The organism is Amycolatopsis sp. NPDC026612 (genome assembly GCF_040638285.1).
GTDB lineage: Bacteria > Actinomycetota > Actinomycetes > Mycobacteriales > Pseudonocardiaceae > Amycolatopsis.
Window position 1 is genome coordinate 1 of sequence record NZ_JBEZYB010000040.1, and the last position, 20252, is coordinate 20252.

The 20252-nt window shown below is 73.6% G+C and carries 22 protein-coding genes; 10 read left to right on the forward strand and 12 right to left on the reverse strand.

The features are described 5' to 3' along the window. Positions 1–51 precede the first annotated feature (51 nt). The 5 genes from AB0F15_RS29075 to pknB form a co-directional block, all read right to left on the reverse strand. Entirely contained in the window at positions 52–1368 is a 1317-nt protein-coding gene (locus AB0F15_RS29075) for a wax ester/triacylglycerol synthase family O-acyltransferase (protein ID WP_360276923.1), read from the reverse strand. A gap of 186 nt (positions 1369–1554) precedes the next feature. Beyond that, complete coding sequence (locus AB0F15_RS29080) at positions 1555–2256, reverse strand: hypothetical protein (RefSeq protein WP_360276925.1); 702 nt, start codon at positions 2254–2256, stop codon at positions 1555–1557. Between the two features lie 138 nt (positions 2257–2394). Continuing rightward, positions 2395–3900, reverse strand: coding sequence for an SPFH domain-containing protein (locus tag AB0F15_RS29085; protein WP_360276928.1), 1506 nt, complete (start codon positions 3898–3900; stop codon positions 2395–2397). Positions 3901–3956: 56 nt separating this feature from the next. Continuing rightward, entirely contained in the window at positions 3957–4166 is a 210-nt protein-coding gene (locus tag AB0F15_RS29090; RefSeq protein WP_360276932.1) for a hypothetical protein, read from the reverse strand. Then, entirely contained in the window at positions 4163–6187 is a 2025-nt protein-coding gene (gene pknB / locus AB0F15_RS29095) for a Stk1 family PASTA domain-containing Ser/Thr kinase (RefSeq protein WP_360276935.1), read from the reverse strand. The genes AB0F15_RS29090 and pknB overlap by 4 nt, the downstream gene beginning before the upstream one ends. A 103-nt stretch (positions 6188–6290) precedes the next feature. Between pknB and AB0F15_RS29100 the strand changes: the two genes are divergently transcribed. The 5 genes from AB0F15_RS29100 to AB0F15_RS29120 all read left to right on the forward strand — a co-directional run bounded on the left by AB0F15_RS29100 (position 6291) and on the right by AB0F15_RS29120 (position 8307). Beyond that, positions 6291–6659, forward strand: coding sequence for an Rv2175c family DNA-binding protein (locus AB0F15_RS29100; RefSeq protein ID WP_360276938.1), 369 nt, complete (start codon positions 6291–6293; stop codon positions 6657–6659). Positions 6660–6774: 115 nt separating this feature from the next. Then, on the forward strand, positions 6775–7113 hold the full coding sequence (locus AB0F15_RS29105) for a hypothetical protein (RefSeq protein ID WP_360276941.1): 339 nt from the start codon (positions 6775–6777) through the stop codon (positions 7111–7113). 6 nt (positions 7114–7119) lie between these two features. Beyond that, positions 7120–7416 carry a hypothetical protein gene (locus AB0F15_RS29110; RefSeq protein ID WP_360276944.1) on the forward strand — a complete coding sequence of 99 codons (297 nt, stop codon included), beginning with the start codon at positions 7120–7122 and terminating at the stop codon, positions 7414–7416. Between the two features lie 27 nt (positions 7417–7443). Next, positions 7444–7752: a hypothetical protein gene (locus AB0F15_RS29115; RefSeq protein WP_360276947.1), complete on the forward strand. Its 309-nt coding sequence runs from the start codon at positions 7444–7446 to the stop codon at positions 7750–7752. Between the two features lie 33 nt (positions 7753–7785). Beyond that, on the forward strand, positions 7786–8307 hold the full coding sequence (locus AB0F15_RS29120; RefSeq protein ID WP_360277089.1) for a CGNR zinc finger domain-containing protein: 522 nt from the start codon (positions 7786–7788) through the stop codon (positions 8305–8307). Between the two features lie 3 nt (positions 8308–8310). On the opposite strand, the gene AB0F15_RS29125 is transcribed toward AB0F15_RS29120, so the two are convergent. From AB0F15_RS29125 to merB, 5 genes are all read right to left on the reverse strand, one after another. Then, entirely contained in the window at positions 8311–9090 is a 780-nt protein-coding gene (locus AB0F15_RS29125; RefSeq protein ID WP_360276950.1) for an LLM class F420-dependent oxidoreductase, read from the reverse strand. Continuing rightward, positions 9087–10013, reverse strand: coding sequence for a phytoene/squalene synthase family protein (locus tag AB0F15_RS29130; RefSeq protein WP_360276953.1), 927 nt, complete (start codon positions 10011–10013; stop codon positions 9087–9089). Before AB0F15_RS29130 ends, AB0F15_RS29125 begins: the two co-directional genes overlap by 4 nt. Then, positions 10010–11482 carry a phytoene desaturase family protein gene (gene crtI, locus AB0F15_RS29135; protein ID WP_360276956.1) on the reverse strand — a complete coding sequence of 491 codons (1473 nt, stop codon included), beginning with the start codon at positions 11480–11482 and terminating at the stop codon, positions 10010–10012. The genes AB0F15_RS29130 and crtI overlap by 4 nt, the downstream gene beginning before the upstream one ends. Position 11483: 1 nt before the next feature. After that, complete coding sequence (locus tag AB0F15_RS29140) at positions 11484–12572, reverse strand: polyprenyl synthetase family protein (RefSeq protein WP_360276959.1); 1089 nt, start codon at positions 12570–12572, stop codon at positions 11484–11486. Between the two features lie 61 nt (positions 12573–12633). Continuing rightward, entirely contained in the window at positions 12634–13323 is a 690-nt protein-coding gene (merB, locus tag AB0F15_RS29145; protein ID WP_360276962.1) for an organomercurial lyase, read from the reverse strand. Between the two features lie 119 nt (positions 13324–13442). Here merB and AB0F15_RS29150 point away from each other — a divergent pair, with 119 nt between their 5' ends. The 3 genes from AB0F15_RS29150 to AB0F15_RS29160 all read left to right on the forward strand — a co-directional run bounded on the left by AB0F15_RS29150 (position 13443) and on the right by AB0F15_RS29160 (position 17143). After that, a complete protein-coding gene (locus AB0F15_RS29150; RefSeq protein ID WP_360276965.1) occupies positions 13443–14327 on the forward strand; it encodes a methylenetetrahydrofolate reductase in 885 nt (294 codons plus the stop codon). 42 nt (positions 14328–14369) lie between these two features. Next, complete coding sequence (locus AB0F15_RS29155) at positions 14370–16058, forward strand: DUF885 domain-containing protein (RefSeq protein WP_360276968.1); 1689 nt, start codon at positions 14370–14372, stop codon at positions 16056–16058. 215 nt (positions 16059–16273) lie between these two features. Next, complete coding sequence (locus AB0F15_RS29160; RefSeq protein ID WP_360276971.1) at positions 16274–17143, forward strand: EamA family transporter; 870 nt, start codon at positions 16274–16276, stop codon at positions 17141–17143. 18 nt (positions 17144–17161) lie between these two features. Here AB0F15_RS29160 and AB0F15_RS29165 read toward each other — a convergent pair whose 3' ends face one another. Further along, complete coding sequence (locus tag AB0F15_RS29165; RefSeq protein ID WP_360276973.1) at positions 17162–17734, reverse strand: GNAT family N-acetyltransferase; 573 nt, start codon at positions 17732–17734, stop codon at positions 17162–17164. Further along, positions 17731–18243 carry a YbaK/EbsC family protein gene (locus AB0F15_RS29170; protein WP_360276976.1) on the reverse strand — a complete coding sequence of 171 codons (513 nt, stop codon included), beginning with the start codon at positions 18241–18243 and terminating at the stop codon, positions 17731–17733. The genes AB0F15_RS29165 and AB0F15_RS29170 overlap by 4 nt, the downstream gene beginning before the upstream one ends. Before the next feature lie 764 nt (positions 18244–19007). On the opposite strand from AB0F15_RS29170, the gene AB0F15_RS29175 reads away from it, so the two are divergent. Both AB0F15_RS29175 and AB0F15_RS29180 read left to right on the forward strand, forming a co-directional pair. Then, complete coding sequence (locus AB0F15_RS29175) at positions 19008–19472, forward strand: SAV_6107 family HEPN domain-containing protein (RefSeq protein WP_360277091.1); 465 nt, start codon at positions 19008–19010, stop codon at positions 19470–19472. Next, positions 19462–20229, forward strand: coding sequence for a maleylpyruvate isomerase family mycothiol-dependent enzyme (locus tag AB0F15_RS29180; RefSeq protein WP_360276979.1), 768 nt, complete (start codon positions 19462–19464; stop codon positions 20227–20229). Before AB0F15_RS29175 ends, AB0F15_RS29180 begins: the two co-directional genes overlap by 11 nt. Positions 20230–20252: the final 23 nt, after the last annotated feature.

The window sequence follows — 20252 nt, forward strand, 5'->3', positions numbered from 1 at the left end:
ATGGTCTTGGGTCTAGTAAAACGCACCGAAGGCCACATTGGGGCGTATGAGTCAGGAGGCGTCGAGCAGCCGCGACGCCGACTTCAGGACCGCGTCCCGCAGCGAGCCGACATCCGGCACCGCCTCGCCGTTGACCTGCAGGCCGACGTGGACGGAGTCGCGGTACGTCGCCACCGCGATGCCGACCGCGTGGCGCGGGGCCAGCGGCACGAACGGGTAGATCTCCGTCAGGCGGGCGCCGCCGAGGGACAGCCGGGCCGGGGGCAGCGGCACCGTCGTGATCACCAGGTCGAACAGCATCGGCGCGGCCCGGCCCGCCGTGCGGGTGCCCAGGCGGTGCAGCAGCGGCGGGACGCGGCCGGCGAGCAGCGGCAGCGCGCCGGCGCCGCGGCTCGGGCCCGCCGCCTTGTTGCGGGCCATCGCCCGGCGGACCACCCGCAGCCGCTCGACCGGGTCGTCTTCGCCGACCGGGAGGTCGCACAGGTAGCCCGAGAGCTTGTTGCCGCCCAGCTGGTCATCCCCCCGGCCGCGCACGCTCACCGGGATCAGCGCGCGCAGCGTGCGGCCGTCGGCACGCTGGCCGCGGTTGACGAGCCACTCGCGCAGCGCACCGGACAGCACCGCCAGCACGACGTCGTTGGTCGTGCCGCCGTGCGCGCGGCGCATCCGGCGCAGCTCGGTCAGCGGCAGCCGCACGAAACCGAGGCGCCGCTGGGCGGACGGCGGTGCCGACACCGGCGAGAGCGGCGGGCGCGCGGCCCGCACCACCGAAGACGCGATCCCGGCGGCCTCGTTCGCCTGGCCCCAGACCGTGCCGAGCGCGCCCTTCACCGTGTCCAAAGTGGAGCGCGGAGCCGGGATCACCGGGGCCGGTGCGGAGCTGCGCACCGGCAGTTCGACGCCGTCGAGCAGCCCGGCCGCGACCGCGTACGCCCCGGCGCCGTCGGTCAGCGCGTGGTGCAGTTTCAGCAGCAGCGCGAACTTGCCGTTCGGCAGGCCGGTGACCAGCGTCAGGTCCCACAGCGGCCGGGCCGTGTCGAGGGGCTCGGCGATCCACTGCGACGCGTAGGCGGAAAGGGGGTCCGGCTCGTACAGCGAGCTCAGCATCACGTGGTGAACGTGGTCGGCCGCAACGAAACCCGGGTCGTCGGCCCAGCTGGCCGAGCCCGGCGGGAACAGTTCCGTCCGGGTGCGCTGGCGCAGCTTCGGCAGCCGCGCGGCCCGCTGCGCGAGCAACGCCGTCAACGCGCCCGGATCCACCGGGCCGCGGGCGGTGAAGGTGGCCACCGCCGCCATGTGCATCGGAGAGGTTTCGCTTTCCAGGCAAAGGAAAGCAACATCGAGTGCGCTGAGCGGCGAGCCTGCCATGGGCGACCTTTCCGGGTTCGCGGGGGGCGCACGGCCACGTGCGTCGGAAGGGAAGGAACCCACTGCACCAGCCCGACATGACGGCCGGGTGGTCGAAGTGTTTCCACCACGCTAACGAGCGACCCCGTTCATCCATTCGAGATACCCCGGGCCGCGGTGCGCCTGCTCACAGATCAAGAAAGGGATTCATTCTCCCGGAGCAGGCTGGGGCTCTTCCGCCCGGGCGACGGGCGGCCCCCAATCGGGGGTGAACGCGACCTGCTTGCCGACGCGGCGCACCGGCAGGCCGTTCACCTGCCGCTTGCCGAGCCCCGGCCAGATCTCCGCGGCGTCCTTCGCCGCGGCCCGGATCGCGCCGCCGTCGAGCGTCGTGCGGGTCTCCGGGATCTCGCGGTCCGTCCACTGCACGACCAGCTTCAGCGGGCCTGCCGAGGGCAGCGGCCAGAGGAACACCTCGTGCTCGACGGCGAACCGCGTGCCGCCCACCGGCTGGGCCCGCAGCACGGGGGCGTCCGGTTCGGACGCGGACGGCACCGAGATGGTCTCGGAGCTCGCCCGGCTGCCGTCGGCGTAGAGCACCCCGATGAGCAGCCCGTTGTAGTCGGGCTTGCGCCGGTGGTCGATCAGCCCTTCGGCGGGGTCCTCGACCAGCCCGTCGCGGGAGTACACCGTGACGCGGAGTGTCACTGCCTGGGGCCACACCTCGATGACCCGCAGCGCGACCACCGTGCGCTCGGACCGGCCCAGCGGCTGCGCCCACGGCAGCACGGCCGGGACGATGTGCTCGCGCGGGGGATCGGTCCAGTGCCGTCCGCTGAACGCGTAAAGCTCCTGCTCCGGTACGGGGAACAGGGGACGCTCACGGGGACCGCCGGTGAAGAAGCTCATCGGACGGCCCGCGAACCACGGTCCGGCACCATGCGCCCACGGTAGGACAAGACCGCGGGAATTTCCGCCCCCGAACGGGGGTACGGCCCCGGTGACCCGTGATCCGGGACACAGGGGCCGTACACGCGGAGTGAACTGTCAGTCGCTCAGCTTGAGTTCGCCGTTGCGCCGGGCGGGCTCGGCCGGGTCGGTTTCCGCCGGCTTGCCCATGGACTCCATCAGCTGACGGGCCAGGCCGAGGCCGGTCCCGCCGAGCGACAGCGCCTTGGCGAACATGTCGGACATGCCGTCGGCGCCGTTGAGCACGACCATGTGGTCGATGTTGCCGAACGCGCTCGCGCCCGCCTCGACGATCTCCGGCCAGCGCTCGGCCAGCTGCTGCGCGACGACGGCTTCCTGGTTTTCCGCCAGCGCCGCCGCGCGCGCCTTGATCGCGTCCGCTTCGGCGAGACCCTTCGCCCTGGCCGACTCCGCTTCGGCAAGACCCTTCGCCTTCGCGGCCTCCGCCTCGGCCAGACCACGGGCCTTGGCCGCGGCGGCCTCGGCCTCACCGGTCGCCCGGGTCGCGCCCGCCATCGCCTCGGCACGGGCCTTCGTGGCCTGGGCCTCGGCCTCGGCGGCCGTCTTCACGCGGGTCGCGTCCGCCGCGGCCCGCAGCTCGGTCTCCCTCGCCTCGGCCTGGGCCTTGGCGATCGACGCGTCACGGGCGGCGTCGGCCGCTGTGCGGGTGTCGTACGCCTTCGCGTCGGCCGGCTTGCGGACCTGCGACTGCAGGCGCTGCTCGGCCAGCGCCGCCTCCAGCTCGGCGGCGCGCGTCTCCTGGACGACGACCTCCTGGCGCGCGGTCGCCTCGGCCAGCGGGCCCGACTGCGACGCCTTCGCCCGCGCCTGGTCCACCTCGGCCTGGTAGCCGGCCTGCTGGATCTGGCTCTCGCGGACCGCGGCGGCCTTCTTCGCGGCGGAGACCTGCTCGACCTCGGCGGCCTCCTGGTCGCGCTGGGCCTCGGCGATGCGGGCCGACGCGGCGACCGCGGCGGCGTGCGGCTTGCCGAGGTTGAGGATGTAGCCGGACTCGTCTTCGATCTCCTGGATCTGCAGCGAGTCGACGATCAGCCCCAGCTTGATCATCTCCGTGGCCGAGGACTGGCGCACCTCGCCGGTGAGCGCGTCCCGGTTGTGGATCATCTCCTCGATGGTCAGCCCGCCCACGATCGAGCGCAGGTGCCCGGAGAAGAGCTCGTGGATCGTGTCGTTCATGCCCTTCTGCTGGTCCAGGAACCGGCGGGCGGCATTGGCGATCGACGCGAAGTCGTCCCCGACCTTGTAGATCACGACGGCCCGCACGGTGACCGGCAGCCCCTGCTTGGTCACGCAGGAGACCTGGAGGTTGACCCCGCGGGTGTCGAGCGACAGCCGCCGCGCGGTCTGGAAGCCGGGCAGGACGTTCACCCCACGGCCGGTGATGATCTTGAAGCCCAGGCTGTCCGCGGTGTCCGCGCGGTCGACCCGCACGCCCAGCCCGGAGATGATCAGGGCTTCGTTCGGCTCGGCAACCTTGTACAGCAGCCGCAGGATCCCGAAGACGACGAACAGCACGGCGATGATTCCACCGGCCGCGGACAGCAGGATTTCCACGAAAGTCATGGCACCGACCCCCTCGCTCTTTTCTGTTGTGGTGCGTTGGTGCCCCTTCGACGTCGTCAGCGGCTCAGGGGTTGCCACCGTTCGACATAAACCGTGCGCGGGGGTTCGAAGTCGACCACGAGCACCTGGGTGCCGGAAGTGAAGGTCTCGTCCGGGTCGGCCGGGTAGGCGTAGAACGCCTCCGTGCCGCCCCGGACGTTCAGGAGCACCTCGCCGATGAGGCCGGGGCCGATCGTGCCGGACACGCGGCCTCGGCTGCCGATCATCCGCCGAAGCCCTTCAGCTTGACCTTGCTGCCCTTCTCCACGAAGGAGCCCGGCTGCGGGTCCTGCTGGAAGACGAAGTCGAACCCGCCGCCGTTGCCGCGGCCGCGGCCGCCGTCGCGGTCGGCCTTCAGCCCGGCCTGCTCGAGGATCTTCTGGGCGTCTTCGAACGACTTGAACCGCACGTCCGGCACCTGGACGGCGTTGTTGACGAAGACGCCGATGCGCTTCGCCTTCGCCTGCGAGCCGGCCGGCGGATCGGTCCGGGTGACGGCGCCGCCCGGGATTTCCTGCTTGAACTCCTCGCCCGCCTGGAACGGCTCGAACCCGGCCTGCTGCAGCAGGCCGAACGCCTCGTCCTTGGACCGGCCGGTGACGTCCGGGACCGGCGGCAGCGGGATCGGCCCCTTCGACACGATGATCGTGACCTGGCCGCCGATGGTGAGCTGGCTGCCCCCCGCCGGTGTCGTGCGGATGACCGCGCCCTGCGGGACTTCGGCGTCGAAGTCGTCGGTGCCGCGGACCGGGGTCAGCTGCGACGCCTTGATCGCCTGCTCGGCATCGGGCACCGCGGTGCCCGGCCGGATGTCCGGCACCTGCGGGCGGCCCTTCGACAGCACCACCGACACCGTCGCGTTCGGTGACAGCGTCGTGCCCTCCGCCGGGTCGGCGCGCAGCACGGTGTTCGACGGCGCCGTGTTGTCGTACTCCTGGCTGAACCGCGGGTTCAGCTTCACCGCCCGCAGCGCGTCGCCGGCCGCGGCCTGGTTCAGCCCGACGAGCCTCGGCACGCGCGCGGTCTTGTCCCCGCCGGTGTCGGTGAGGATGAACGCGAACGCCCCGATCAGCCCGCCGAGCAGCAGCACCGCGGCGGCGATCACGAGGATCCGCTTGCGGTTGTCCGCCGGCTTCTCCGGTTCCGGCCGGCTCCGCTGCCGCGGCGGCGCGGTGAGCGACGGCGGCACCGGCGGCACCTGCGTGGTCATCGGACCGGCGCCGTGGCCCAGCGCCCGGGTCACGTTCGGCCGGTGCACCGGCATCGTCTTCCCGGTGTCCGGCACCTGCGGGATCCGCGGCAGCGTGCGCTCGGTGTCGGCGAGGTCGCCCTGGCCGTGGGAGACCGGGACCGGCACGGTCACCGGCAGCAGCCCCAGCCGGGCCCGCACCGCGGTCAGCTCGGTGAGGAACTCCCCGGCGTCGGCCGGGCGCAGCTGCGGGTCCCGCCGCGTCGCGCGCATGACCAGGTCGTCCAGCTCCGGCGGCAGGTCCGGGCGCAGCCCGCTCGGCCGCGGCACGTCGTCGTTCACGTGCCGGTACGCCACCGAGAGCGCCGTGTCCCCGATGTAGGGCGCCCGCCCGGTGAGCATTTCGTAGAGCAGGATCCCCGCCGAGTAGACGTCGCCCCGCGCGGACGCCGCGCCGACGGTGACCTGCTCCGGCGACAGGTAGGCGACCGTGCCGAGGATGACGCTCGAGCTGGTCGTGCCCGCGCTCGCCACGGCCCGCACCAGGCCGAAGTCCGCGACCTTCACCGCCCCGCCGGTCTGCTGCCCCACCCGGCCGATCAGCACGTTCTCCGGCTTGACGTCCCGGTGCACCAGCCCGGCCCGGTGCGCGGCGGCCAGCGCCGACAGCACGGGCTCGGCGACGCTCAGTGCCAGTGCGACGTCCAGCGGGCCCTGGTCGTCCAGCAGGTCGCGCAGCGTCCCGCCGTCCACCAGTTCCATCACCAGGAACGCCAGCCCCGACTCCGCACCCTGCGGCAGGTCGAAGCCCTGGTCGTGCACCGCCACGACGTGCGGGTGGTGCAGCTGCGCCGCGGACTGCGCCTCCCGCACGAACCGGTCGACGAACGACCGGTCGTCCGCGAACCGCGGATCCATGATCTTGATCGCGACCGGACGGTCCAGCCGGGTGTCCGTCCCCCGGTAGACGGAAGACATTCCGCCGTGGGCGAGCAGCCGGTCCACCCGGTAGCGCTGCTCCAGGAGCGTGCCGACCAGGCTGGGATGGGTGCGTGTCACGAGTATGGATCGTACGGAACCGCGCACGCCTCGTGGAGGAGACCTGGCGGCTCACCCATGCGCACTAGCGGGGAAGAGGACGGAATGTGGCACAGTGTCACCTGTGAGTGGGATTCCTGTCGCCGAAGACGTCCTCGACGCCGCCATCGCGGTCCTCCCGTTGCCGGAGGTGGCGACCGTTCTCGGGACCTCGACCAACAAGGTCCGGCAGCTGCTGCGGGACGGGCAGCTGATCGGGCTGAAGCGCGGCGGTGAACTGTGCGTGCCCAGCGACTTCTTCGTCGAGGACGGAGTCGTCAAGGGCCTGACGGGGACGATCACCGTGCTCGCCGACTCCGGGTTCAGCCGCACGGAGATGCTGCGGTGGCTGTTCACCGAGGACGACTCCCTGCCCGGGAGCACGCCCATCAACGCGCTGCGGGCCAACCGCGGCACCGAGGTCAAGCGGCGCGCCCAGGCCATGGCGTTCTGACCTGCGAAGACAAGACGCCGCGGCGACGATCTGGACCGCTGCCGCCGTCAGCAGGCAGGCCGGGAGCGACCACGCGGCCAGCGGGCCGGCCAGCGCCGCGCCCGCGGCCAAGCCGGTGATCTTCACGCTCGCCGCCGTCGTGAACACCTGCGCGCGGACGTGGGCCGGTGCTTCCCGGTGGCGGATGGCGAACAACGCCGTGAGCTGCGGGCCTTCGGCGAACCCGGCCAGCACTGCCGCCGCCACGAGCAGCGTGACGTCGTGCGCGAGCGCGGCCAGTGCGCCGCTGGCCGCGAGGAGCAGCGTGCTCAGCCACACCGTCCGGTCGGGCGCCCACGGCGGCGGTCGTTTCGCGAAGACCGCGTTGACCAGCAGGGACGCCACCGCCAGCACGGTCAGCAGCAGCGCGCCGTCCGCCGGTCCGCGCAGGTGCGCCGCGCCCAGCAGCGGGTAACAGACCGTGACCATTCCGATCCCGCTGCAGGAGATCGTCGAGGCGACGGTGGCCCGTCTCAGCGGAGCGTTGCGGACGAGCACCCGGAAGCCGTCCGTGAGGCGGGTCTTCGCCGGCGTCCTTCCCGGCAGGGACCACGCCACCGGGACCGCGGCGGCGACCAGGACGACCGCGACCACGAGCCCGGCCGGCCCGCCGAGCAGCCCGGCCAGGCCGGGACCGGCGAGGGCCGCCGCGGTGAACGTCATGGCGTCGAGACGGCTGGCCTTCGGCAGCCCGGGGCCGGCGACCGCGGGCAGCTGAGCGGTCCAGCCGCCCGCGATGGCGGGGTTGAGCAGGCCGGTCACGACCGCCACCGCGACGACGGCTTCGAGTGGCAGGTGGCCGAAGACCGCGGTGACCAGCGCGATCCCGCTCGCGTACCCGCCCAGTGCGACGGCGAGCAGCCGTCCCGGGGTGGCGCTGCGGTCCAGCAGCGCCCCGAACACCGGGCCACCCACGGCGCCCGCCGCGGTCAGCCCCGCGAGCAACAGCGAGCCGGCGTGCGGGCCCGCGGTCAGCCCGAGCAGCAGGAGCGCGGGCCCCGACAGCTCGTCGCCGGTCCGGGCGAGCGTGGCCCCGGCGAGGTACCCCGCGTAACGGCTTGACATGGTCGAGACGTTACAGTGGGGGATGACCTTCCCGCACCGGGATTCCGTGCAGCGCGCCGCCGATCTCTTGGCCGTGCTGCTGGTGGCGTCCCCCGAGCCGGCCTCGGTGGCCCAGGTCCTGCGCGAGCACGGCGAACCGGATCCTTCGCTGTCCCCGGAAGACGTTGCGGCGCTGCGCGCGGCGGCCCTGGAACTGCGCGAAGTCTTCGCGGCGCCCGACGTCGCTTCGGCCGCTTCGGTGCTCAACGCGTTGTTCGGGAAGTACGCGGGGCCGCCGCGCCTGACCGACCACGACGATGGTTACGGCTGGCACCTGCACGCGGACGCCGCCGACGACGGCCCGTGGGGCGCATGGCTCGTGACCTCGTCGGCACTGGGGCTGGCGGCGCTGCTGGCGGAGCGCCAGGACGTCCCGGGCGGGCTGTGCGCCTCGCCGTCGTGCGGCCGGCCGTTCGCCCACACGGGCGGCGGCAGTCCCCGCCGCTACTGCTCGGCCCGGTGCGCGACGCGCGAACGCGTCGCCGCGCACCGGGCGCGAACGTGAACCTCAGCCCTGGGTCTTCTCGCGCCAGGCGATCCACTTCTCCAGCGCGCCCAGGTCGTAGTCCGGGCCGCCCACGCCGACCGTGAACGTCGTGACGCCCAGCTCCAGCAGCTTCGGGCCCAGCTCCTCCGGCTCGCCCTGGACACCGCACGAGCGCTCGATCTCGCCCGGGTCGCGGCCGGCGTCCGCGCAGTGCTGGTCGAGGATCTTCACCTTGCGCGCGACGACCTCCGGGTCGCCGAAGCCGTGCCAGATGTCGCCGTGCTTGGCGACCAGCTTGAGGGTCTTCTTTTCGCCGCCGCCGCCGATCAGCACCGGGATCTTGCGGGTCGGGGCCGGGTTCAGCTTGCCGAGGCGCGCCTCGATGCGCGGCAGCGACTCCGCCAGGTCGTCGAGGCGGCCACCGGCGGTGCCGAACTCGTAGCCGTACTCCTCGTAGTCCTTCTCGAACCAGCCGGAACCGATGCCGAGGATGAGCCGGCCGCCGGAGATGTGGTCGACCGTGCGGGCCATGTCGGCCAGCAGCTCGGGGTTGCGGTAGCTGTTGCACGTCACGAGTGCGCCGATCTCCACCCGGGACGTCGACTCCGCCCACGCGCCGAGCATGGTCCAGCACTCGAAGTGCTTGCCCTCGGGCTCGCCGTACAGCGGGTAGAAGTGGTCCCAGTTGAAGACGATGTCGGCACCGAGGTCCTCGGCGGCCGACGCGGTGCGCCGGATGGAGTCGTAGTCGGCGTGCTGCGGCTGGAGCTGCAGGCCGATCCGGATGCGTCGTTCGGTCATGATCGCAGCCTACGACCGGTGCCGAGCGTTTCGCGCGCCCATACCGCGGCCAAGGGTGGTAGCGCGACCACCAGCCTCCGCCGCTTCGGGACCACGACCCGCCGCGTCAGGACGTCGTAGTCCAGCGCGGCGATCTCGTCGAGGATCCCTCCGTACAGCGTCAACGCCGTCCGCGCGCACGGCCGCGATTCGGGGCGCAGCATCCCGACGCCGGCTTCGGCCCGCCGGTACACCGCCCGCGTCCGCGCGACGAAGTACGCCAGGGCCGCCCGGATCCGCGGGTCGGGACGCCGCCGCTCCAGCAGCTCACGCGAGACGCCGAACGCGGCCAGCTCGTCCAGCGGCAGGTAGAGCCGGCCGCGGTCGAGGTCCTCGCCGACATCGCGCAGGAAGTTCGTCAGCTGGAACGCCTCGCCCAGCGCGATCGCGCCCGGCTCGGCGTCGGCGAGCGGGCCGATCGTGCCGAACACCGGCAGCATCTGCAGCCCGATCACCGCGGCCGAGCCGTACATGTACTCGCTCAGGTCGGCGAAGGTCGCGTACTCGACGGGCTCGAGATCCCGCCGCATGGACTCGAGGAACGCGTCGAACAGGTCCCGGGCGAGGCCGTACCGGCGCACCGTGTCCGACAGCGCCACCAGCACCGGGTCGTCCGGTGTCCCGCCCGCGAAGACGACGTCGACCATGGCCGCGACGCGGTCCAGCTCGGCCGCCGGCTCGGTGCCGGGTGCGGGGTTGTCGACCAGTTCGTCGGCCATCCGCGCGAACCCGTACAGCGCGTGGGCGGCGGGCCGGGCCCGGGCCGGCAGCAGCCGCGTCGCGAGGAAGAACGTGCGGCCGTAGTGGGCGTTGATGTGGCGGCACCCGGTGTAGGCGTCGCGCAGGGCCGGGTCGGTGATGCCCGCCGCGTCGAGTTCGTTCACCGGCCGGTGATCCTTTCCGCCGCCAGTCGTCCGGAGATGAGCACCGGCGGGATGCCGACGCCGGGGGTGGTACCGCAGCCGGCCAGCACGACGTTGCCCGCCGCCCGGACCAGGTTCGCCGGCCGGAAGGGGCCGGTCTGCGCAAACGTGTGCGCCAGGGAGAACGGCGTCCCCGCCGCGAGCCCGCGCGCCGCCCAGTCCGCCGGGGTGATCGTCTCGTCGACGGTGAACTCGTCGCCGAAGCCGGTCAGCCCGCGTGCCTCGAGCGTGCGGAGCAGTTCCTCGCGGTACGGCCCGCGGAGGCGGTCCCAGTCGATCGGGCCGCGGCGCAGGTTCGGCGCCGGTGCGAGCACCGAGACGATCTCGCCACCCCGCCCGGCCAGCCCCGGGTCGGTCGCCGTCGGCCGCGTGACCAGCAGCGACGGGTCGCTCATGAGCTTGCCCTCGCGGATGATCTCGGCGAACGTCCGCTCCCAGGCGTCGCCGAAGAAGATCGTGTGGTGGCCGAGGTCCCACGCCTTCGGGGCGCGCCCGTGCAGGACCACGGCGGACGGCGAGTAGCGCAGCGGCAGCGGACGGCGGGGCCGCGCCCCGAGGAGCCGGTAGGCCGTGCTCAGCTCGGTGGCCAGCACCACGGCGTCGCAGGCGATCCGCTCGCCCGAGCGGGTCCGGACCGCGCGCACCCGCGACGCAACGCGCTCCAGCCAGGCGGCTTCGGTGCCGAACCGCACGTCCGCGCCCGCCCGCGCGGCGGCCCCGGTCATCGCCCGGCCGATTTCGCCCATTCCGCCGTCGGGGTAGTAGACGCCGCCGACGGTGTCCATGTAGGCGATGACGCCGTACGCGCCGATCGCGCGCGCCGGGTCGAGCCCCGCGTAGAGCGACTGGAACGTGAACAGCCGCCGGACGCGTTCGTCCCGCAGGTAGCGCCCGACGCGGGGACCCAGCCGGCCGAACCCGCCCAGCGCGCCGAGTTTCACCAGCTCGGGCCGGGTCAGGTCCAGCGGCGAGTCGAAGTTCGCCGCCAGGAAGTGGTCCTTCTGCACGGCGTACAGCTCGGTCAGCCAGCGTCGCAGCGCGCGGTAACCCGCCGCCTCGCGCGCGCCGGCGAAGGCGCGGATCTCGGCTTCCATCGCTTCGCCGTCGGTGCGGAGGGCGAGTTCACGGCCGTCGGCGAACCGGGCCCGGTACGCCGGGTCGAGCCGGGTCAGCCGCAGGTTCTTGGCCAGCGGCTCGCCGACCGCGGCGAACGTCTCCTCGAGGAGCTCGGGCATGGTCAGCACGCTGGCGCCGGTGTCCACGGTGTTGCCGTCGAAGCTCCGCTGCCCGGCCCGGCCGCCCGGGACGTCCGCCTGTTCCAGCAGCGTGACCTGCCGTCCCGCCCCGAGCAGGTGCAGCGCCGCCGAAAGGCCGGCCAGCCCGGCCCCGATCACGACGACGTGGTCGGCAGGACCGTCGATCGTCCGCACGTCAGTACGTCCGCTGGGTGGCCTTGACGACGAGCCCGGTCAGCGCCTCGGGAGCGGGCTCGGCCAGGTGCGCGCGCTCGAGGGCGGCCATCGCCGCCGTCGTCAGCTCGTCGATCCGCCGCTCCACGGCGTCGACCGCGCCGACCTGCTCCAACGCCATCCGGACGGTCTCGACGCCTTCGTCGGACAGGTCCGCGTCCCCGATCGCGTCCGCGATCACCGTGGCCGCGGCCCGCTCGCCCTTCTCCGCCGCGAGCTGCAGGCCGAGCGCGACCAGCAGCGTGCGCTTGCCCTCGCGCAGGTCGTCGCCGGCGGGCTTGCCGGTGACCGACGGGTCACCGAACACGCCCAGCAGGTCGTCGCGCAGCTGGAACGCGACGCCGACCTCGCCGCCGAACTCCAGCAGCGTGGCGATCAGCTCGTCCGACGCCCCGCCCAGCGCGGCGCCCAGGTGCAGCGGCCGCTGCACGGTGTAGGCGGCGGTCTTGAGCCGGTCGATCTTCAAGGCGGCCTCGACGGAGGCGTCCCCGGTGGCCTGCGTGCGGACGTCGAGGTACTGCCCGGCGAGCACCTCGGTGCGCATCGCGCGCCAGGCCGGGCGGGCCGCGGCCAGTGTTGCCGCCGGCAGCGGCGCCTCGGCGAACATGTCGTCGGCCCAGGCCAGCGCCAGGTCGCCGACCAGCACCGCGGTGGCCAGGCCGAACGTCGCGGGTGAGCCGAGCCAGCCCTGGTCGGCGTGCAGTTTCGCGCTCGCGATGTGCACCGTCGGGAAACCGCGGCGGGAGTCGGAGGAGTCGATGAGGTCGTCGTGGATCAGCGCGCACGCCTGGATCAGCTCGAGGCTGGAGACCGCCTGCAGCACACCCTCGGCGTCCGGGCCCGCGGGGTCGCCGCCCGCGCCGCGCCAGCCCCACCACGCGAACGTCGGGCGCAACCGCTTGCCCCCGTTCAGCACGAACCCGCGCAGCGCGTCGATCCCGGCGGCCACGGTCGGCTCGGTGGCCAGGATCGCGGTGCCCGCCCGCTCGAGGAACCCGGCCAGCGCGCGCTCGACGTGGGCGGGCAGATCGGTGTCGGCGCGCGCGTTCATGGCCCCAATACTCGCCGAACCCACGGGCGCGCGGGTTGCCGGGGCACCCGGATGTGGCGAATCAGACTCCGGCCGCGGCCGCCCAGAACGGACCGGTGAGGCCCGCTCCGGCGAAGTAGGCGACCGCGTCGCCCGGTTCGCGCCGCCGGTAACCGCGCTCCAGCCTGCCCGCGTACCAGCCGCGGGCGAGCTGCCAGAGCGTGACCAGGTCCAGCACGGATCCCTTGGCGCCGCCGGTTTCCGCCCGCCAAGCGTCCACACAGGACTCGCAGCAGAAGAGCCGCTGGTTCGCGCACGTGTGCAGCACGTCGTCCCACATCCGCGCCGCGGGCACCGGGAAGTGCGCCACCTGGGTGCCCTCGGGCGGCGCGGCCCGGTTCACGACCAGCGCGTGCGGCTGCCCGCAGCCGGGGCAGCGGGTCGCGACGAGCACCTCCGGCTCGTCGCCGACCAGGTGGGGGATCGCGAACGAGTCCCACGCGCAGCCGCCCCACCACAACGTGTGCGAGCCCATCACGGAGAAGCCGAGCGACTTCGCGGCGAACGGGTGGGCCAGGACGACGTGCTCGCACTCGTCGAGCACCAGCTGGCGGGCGTCGGCGAGGCGGTGCAGCGCCTGCTTCGCGACGGCCAGCGAGCCGCCCGCGGCGTCGGCCAGCTCCGGCCCGGTCGGCGCGCGGCCGTGGCGGGCGAAGGCGTGGTAGACCGCGAGGCGCACGTCCTCGTCCCAGCCGGCGTCGTCTTCCCGCATGCGCTCACTCCCGCGGACCAGTCTAATCCGCGGATCGCCCTCGAAGGTGACTCGAGCGACTGTCTCGCGACGCGGACGGGGGCTCCCGCATGCCGGGCGGCGGCCCTTAACATGCAGGGATGACGTCGGTGATCGAGCGGTTGCGCGGAGACGGGCCCAAGTTCTCCATCGAGTTCTTCCCGCCCCGGGACACGGCGGACGAGGCCGTCCTCTGGAAGGCGATCCGGGAGCTCGAGCCGTACGACCCGACCTACATGTCGATCACCTACGGCGCCGGCGGCTCCAACCGGGACGGCACGATCCGCAGCATCGCCCGTGTCGCGACCGAGACGACGCTGGTGCCGATGGCGCACCTGACCGCGGTCAACCACTCCGTCGCCGAGCTGCGCAACGTGATCGGCTGGTACGCCTCGGTCGGCGTCCGCAACATCCTCGCCCTGCGCGGCGACCCGCCGGGCGACGTCTACGGCGACTGGATCCCGCACCCGGAGGGCCTGACCTACGCGGAGGAACTGGTCCAGCTGGTCCGCGAGCTGGGCGACTTCTGCGTCGGCGTGTCGGCGTCCACCTACGGCCACCCGCGCTCACCGGACCTCGAGCACGACACGAAGTACCTGGTCCGCAAGCTGCGAGCGGGTGCCGACTTCGCGATCGCGCAGCTCTTCCACGACGCCGAGGACTTCCTGCGGCTGCGCGACCGGGTGGCCGCGACCGGCTGCGACGTCCCCGTGCTGCCCGGCGTGATGCCGCTGACGACGATGCGGACCCTGCAGACGACGATCAAGCTGTCCGGCGCACCGGCGCCGCGCAAGCTCCTGGACCGGCTCGAACCCCTGGCCGACGACCCCAAGGCGTTCCGCGCGGCGGGCATCGACGTCATCACCGAGCTGTGCGAGAAGCTGATCGCCGAGGGCGTGCCGAACCTGCACTTCTACACGTTCAACCGCTCGAAGGCGACGCGCGAGGTGATCGCGAGGCTGGGGCTGGTCCCGGCCCGTGCGTAAGTCCGTACCGCACGCCACGGGTGGTTCGGTAGCGTGCGGCGCATGGCTTCTACTGCTTCCGAAGGCGTGCACGCGATCTGTGACCGCTACGTCGACGACTACGCGGCCGCGGACCCGGTCACCGCGACGGTCGTCGGCATCAAGGGTCACGACCACCGGCTGACCGACTACTCGGCGGACGGGTTCGCCGAACGCGCCGGGCTGTCCGCGCGGGCGCACGCCGCCGTCACCGCCGCCGGACCGCGGGACGCCGCCGAACGGGCGGCCAAGGCCGTGTTCACCGAACGCATCGGCCTGGAGCTGGAGATCCACGACGCCGGCCTGGACGTGGCCGGCCTCAACGTCATCGCCAGCCCGGTGCAGGAGCTGCGGATGGCGTTCGACCTGATGCCGCTGGAGACCGAGCACGACTGGTCGGTCGTCTCGGCCCGGATCGGCGAGGTCCCGCGCGCGCTCGCGGCCATCCGCAGCGGCCTGCTTTCGGCCGCCGACGCGGGGCGTGTCTCGGCGCTGCGGCAGGTCGCGAAGGTGGCCGAGCAGTGCGAGACCTGGGCGGGCCTGAAGGAGGAGACGGGCTACTTCACCGAGCTCGTCGGCGGAGCGTCCGAGCAAGGCGAAGCGGTGAAGGCGGATCTCGCGCGCGGTGTGCGGGCCGCCGAGGAGGCGTTCGCCGAGTTCGCCGGCTTCCTGCGGGCCGAGCTGGCGCCGAGGGCCCCGGTCAAGGACGCCGTCGGCGAGGACGTCTACCGCCTGTGGTCGCGGTACTTCGTCGGCGCCGCGCTGGACCTGCGGGAGGCCTACGAGTGGGGCTGGGCGGAGTTCGCCCGGATCGAGGCCGAGATGCGCGCGGTCGCGAACCGGATCAAAGCGGGTTCGACGCCGGTGGAGGCCGCGGCGGTCCTGGACGCCGACCCGCGCTACCGCGTCCGTGGCCGCGCCGAGTTCGAGGCGTGGATGCAGCGCCTGTCCGACGACGCACTGAAGTCGTTGCGGGGCAAGCACTTCGACATCTCCGATCGGGTGATGGCCCTGGAGTGCAAGATCGCCCCGCCGGGCGGCGGCGTCGGCGCGTACTACACACCCCCGAGCGAAGACTTCGCCCGTCCGGGCCGCATGTGGTGGTCCCTGCCCGCCGGCCGCGACGAGTTCGTCACCTGGCGCGAGACGAGCACGGTGTACCACGAGGGCGCGCCGGGCCACCACCTCCAGATCGCGACGGCGGTGGACCAGTCGGCCGGGTTGAACAAGTACCAGCGGCTGATGGCGTTCACCTCGGGCCACGCGGAGGGCTGGGCCCTGTACGCGGAGCGCCTGATGGAGGACCTGGGCTACCTCGCCGACGACGGCGACCTGCTGGGCATGCTGTCGGAGCAGCTGTTCCGCGCCGCCCGGGTGGTCGTCGACCTCGGCATGCACCTGGAGCTGGCGATTCCGGCGGGCACGGGCTTCCACGAAGGCGAGCGCTGGACGCCGGAGCTGGGGCTGGAGTTCATGCTGACCCGCACGATCACCGACCAGGCCCACATCCGCGACGAGATCGACCGGTACCTGGGCTGGCCGGGCCAGGCACCGGCGTACAAGATCGGCGAGCGCCTCTGGCTCGCGGCGCGCGCGGAGGCGAAAGCCCGGGCAGGAGCCGGGTTCGACATCAAGCGGTTCCACACGGAGGCGCTGAAACTGGGCGGCATGGGACTGGACACGCTGCGGGAGCAGCTGGCCGAGCTGGACTGAGTGCTCGTGGGCGGAGCCGCCGGAAACCGGTGGCTCCGCTTCGCGGACCCCGCTAGGTTTCCCTCGTGCGCCGGATTCTCTTCGTCACCCCACCGCCTCGCGCCTGAGCGGGGTGGTCCCTCGCCGCGTGGCCTCCGTGCCCGCGGCTGCTTCGTCTTGCGCACCGCCCCGCGTCGTCGATCTCCCTTTTCCTTCGACGCAGGAGCGTTCCCTTGTTGTCTCTGCCCACGCGCGCCCGTTCTTCGGCCGCGCTCGTGCTCGCCGGTGTCCTGTGGGGCACCGGCGGTCTCGCCGGCTCGCTGCTCGGCGGTCTCGCCGGCCTCCAGCCGCTCGCCGTCGCCGCCTACCGGCTGCTCGTCGGCGGTGGCGTCGCGGCCCTCTTCGTCGTCCTGACCGGCCGTCCTGTCCCGCGCAGCGCCGCAGCGGCCAAGCGCATCCTCGCCGTCGGCGCGCTGTTCGCCCTGTTCCAGGCGAGCTACTTCGCCGCCGTCTCGTTCAGCTCGGTGAGCGTCGCGACCATGACCACGATCGGTGCCGCGCCCGTCATCGTCACCCTTGCCGGCGGGCGGAAACCGCGGCGTTGGACGCTGGTGTCGGTGGCCGGCACCGGGGCCGGCCTGGTGCTGCTCCGCTGGTCACCGGCCGGCCCCGCGCACCTGCTCGGCGGCCTCGGCTTCGCGCTGCTCGCGGCCGCCGGCTTCGCGACCCTCACCCTGCTCACGGCCAAGCCGGTCGACGGACTGGAGCCGCTGCCGACGACGGCGTTCGGCTGCCTGACCGGCGGCCTGCTGCTCGTCCCGGCGGCGAGCTGGTCCGGCATGGCGATCCCGCTCCACGCGGACGTCCTCGCGGCGGTCTGCTACCTCGGCGCGGTGCCGACCGCGCTCGCCTACGCCGCGTACCTGCGCGGATTGGCGGACGCGCACCCGGTGCTCGGCGCGCTTTCGGCGGTGCTCGAGCCGCTGACGGCCGCGGTGCTGTCCGCCGCGCTGCTCGGCGAACGGCTGAGCGTCACGGCGTGGTGCGGCGCCGCCGTGCTGGTCGCGGCGCTCGTCGTCGGCTACTGGCGGCCGGAACCGCGCTGACGACGGCTGCCCCTCGGCTCAGCGCGGGTCGAGGGGCAGCGTCCGCCCCAGGATCGCGAACGGCCGCGGGTCGCCGGCGAAGTGGTAGTCGCGCAGGACGTCGACGAACCCGGTGCGGCGGTAGAGCTTCCACGCCCGGCTGGTGCCCTCGGGCGTCGACAGCAGCACGTTCGCGCTCGGGACGCCTTCGAGCAGGCTGCGCAGCAGGTCCTCGCCGATCTGGTGGCCCTGGTTCTCCGGCCGGACGTGGATCTCGGTCAGTTCGAAGTAGTCCGACAGCCAGCGGTCGGCTTCGGCGACGCCGGCCCGGCGGCTGAGGCCGTGGCGCACCTGTTCGTGCCACCACTGCCCGGCCCGGCCGCGGTAGCCGTAGGCCACGCCGAGCAGCACGTCGTCGGCGTCGAGCGCGGCCATGCAGCGCCAGCCCTCGCGCAGCGCGTGGGTGAGCCACATCGGCGCGCGCTGCTCGGCGGTGCCCGCCGGGTACCGCATCGCCCGGACGTAGATGTCGAGCGCTTCGGGAAGGCGGGCACGGAACTCGTCCGGGGACAGCTGGACGTAGCGGGAGCAGCCGGCGGGCATCGCGGTCACGGCTGCCCATCTTCCTCCGCGCCGGCGAGCGCGCCGGGGGTGCCCCCGGTCAACGCCACCAGCCCGGCGAAGGTCGTGGGGAACACGGTCTTCGGGTGCCCGGCCGCGGCCCACACGACGTCGTGGGCGCGCAGGGCGGTGTCGACGAGGGTCGGCAGCGGCTCGGGGTGCCCGACGGGAGCGACGCCACCGATCGGCTGCCCGGTGTGCGCCCGCACGAAGTCGGCGTCGGCCTTGCCGATTTCGCCGCCGGCCAGCCGGGCGAGCGTGGCCGGGTCGGCGCGGTGGGCGCCGGAGGTCAGCGCGAGGAGCGCGTTTTTGTCGGACCCCAGGTGGAAGATGAGGCTGTTGGCGATGGCCCCGACGGGCACGCCGAGCGCTTCGGCCGCCTGAGCGGCGGTCCGGACCTCGGCGGGCAGGACACGGATGCCCTCGGCGGCGGCGTGCTGCCCGGCTTCGGCCAGCGCGGCCGCCACCTTGGCGACGGCGGGGTGCTCCAGCGAACTCATGAACCTATGAGATCACGCCACCGACCTGGTGTCCGCACACACGTCCGGGGATCGCCCCCTGGGGTTGAGTGCGCAGCGGGTACGGGGTTACTCTGGAAATTGTTCGAACAGGCGTTCGACATCTGGTGAGCGCGCACCGGTCGGGTGCCCGGGACCGGGACGGGGGAAGCGTCTCGGCACCGGGCACCGGGCACCGGATCGGGCTCACCCCGCGCAGGAGGAGGGTCGTCATGTCCGTCAAGGTCGTGTCCCCCACGGATCCCGGGCAGCCCGAGCTGCCCATGTCGCTGCGCCCGCAGGCCACGCCGGCCCCGGCAGGCACCCACCGCGGGCGGTCCCGTCAGTGCCTGACGGCCGGCGCGGAGCCGCGCCCGCGCGCGTCGGTGGATTCGCGGCAGCCGGAGCTGCCGATGCTGCGCCCGTCGGATCCGGCGCCTGCGGACCCGGCCCGGCCAGCGACTTCGGTTTCGGGTTCGGCCTCGCCTTCGGCCTCGCCTTCGGCCTCGCCTTCTGCGGATCGGGGGCAGTTTCAGCTGCCCGTGGCGTCGGCTGCGGACGCCGCGGAGCAAGCCGAGCTGCCCATCCCGCCGCAGCGCCCCGCGGCTCGGGAGCCGTCCGGGCCGGCGGCTGCCGGTGCTGGCTCCGGTCGGCTCGAGGTGCCGGCGCGCATGGATTCGGGGGAGGCCCCGCCCGCGGTGCCGGCGCCTGCGGACCCGGAGCCGTCCGAACCGGTGGCTGCCGGCTCCGGCCGGGCCGAGCTGCCGATGGCGCTGCGCCCGCCCACTGCCGGTGCGGACTCCGATCCCCAGCTCCCCATGTCCCTGCGTCCGCCCGCTTCGCCGGCCGCCGCCGGGCTGCTCGCCCAGGCGCGTCGCGAGCTGGCCGAGGCCGAGCGGGAGTCGCGGCCCGCCGAGCGGTTCATCGGTGCCTACCTCGCCGCGCTCCGGGGCGCCGCCGCGGTGCTCGCCGCGCGGGGGCGTCCGCACCGGGGACGGGCGCGGCCGGCCAGCACGTGGGTGCTGCTCGACTCCGTCGCGCCCGAACTGCGGGAGTGGTCCGCCTTCTTCGCGAGCAACTCCGCCACGCGCGCCGCCGCGCAGGCCGGTATCACCGGCAAGGTCACCGCGGAGTCGGCCGCCGGGCTGGTGCGGGCCGCCACGCCGTTCCTCGAACTCGTCCGCCGTCTGGTGCACGGCCTGCCGATCACCGGGGAAGCCCATGTCGCGTGAGCACGGCCCGGTCGACCAGGGGCGGTTGCTCACGGCGTTGGGAGCCGAAGGCGGGCTGCTGGCCGACGCGGTGCGCACGGCGCCGATCGAAGCGCCGGTGCCCGCCTGCCCCGGCTGGTCGATCGGCGAGGTCGGCCGGCACGTCGGCAGCCTCTACCGGATGGTCCGGCGCCGGCTGGCCGACGGCCGGAGCCCCGACGACTGGCCGCGCGACCCCGCACCCGGCCAAAGCCTGCAGGCGTTCCTCCAGAAGGGCCTGACCGAACTGCTCGACGAGCTGGCCGCGCACGATCCGGAGGAGCGCGCCGACACCTGGTGGCCCGCGGACCGGACGTACGGGTTCTGGTGCCGGCGGATGCTGCACGAGACCGTCGTCCACCGGGTGGACGTCGAACAGGCGGCGGGCGCGGAGCCGCGCGGTGTGCCCGACGACATCGCGGTCGACGGCATCGACGAGGTGCTGACCCTGTGGTTCGGGCAGAAGCTGCCGATGCTCGGCCTGACCGGCACCAAGGCGGGCTCGGTCGGCGTCCGGGCCGGCGCGCACAGCTGGATCGCGCGGGCGGGACCGGTCACCACCGAGGCCTGGCGCTGTTCGGCCGAGGAGGCCGAGGCCGCGGACGACGTCGTCACGGCCGGACCCGCGCAGATCTACCTGTGGCTCTGGGGCCGGGCGTCCCTGACCTCGGTGACCGTGCGGGGCGTGCACGACCAGGCGGCCCAGCTCTGGGCGCTGCTGCGGCTCGCGACCCGATGACCCGGCCGGTGGGGAAGCCGAAC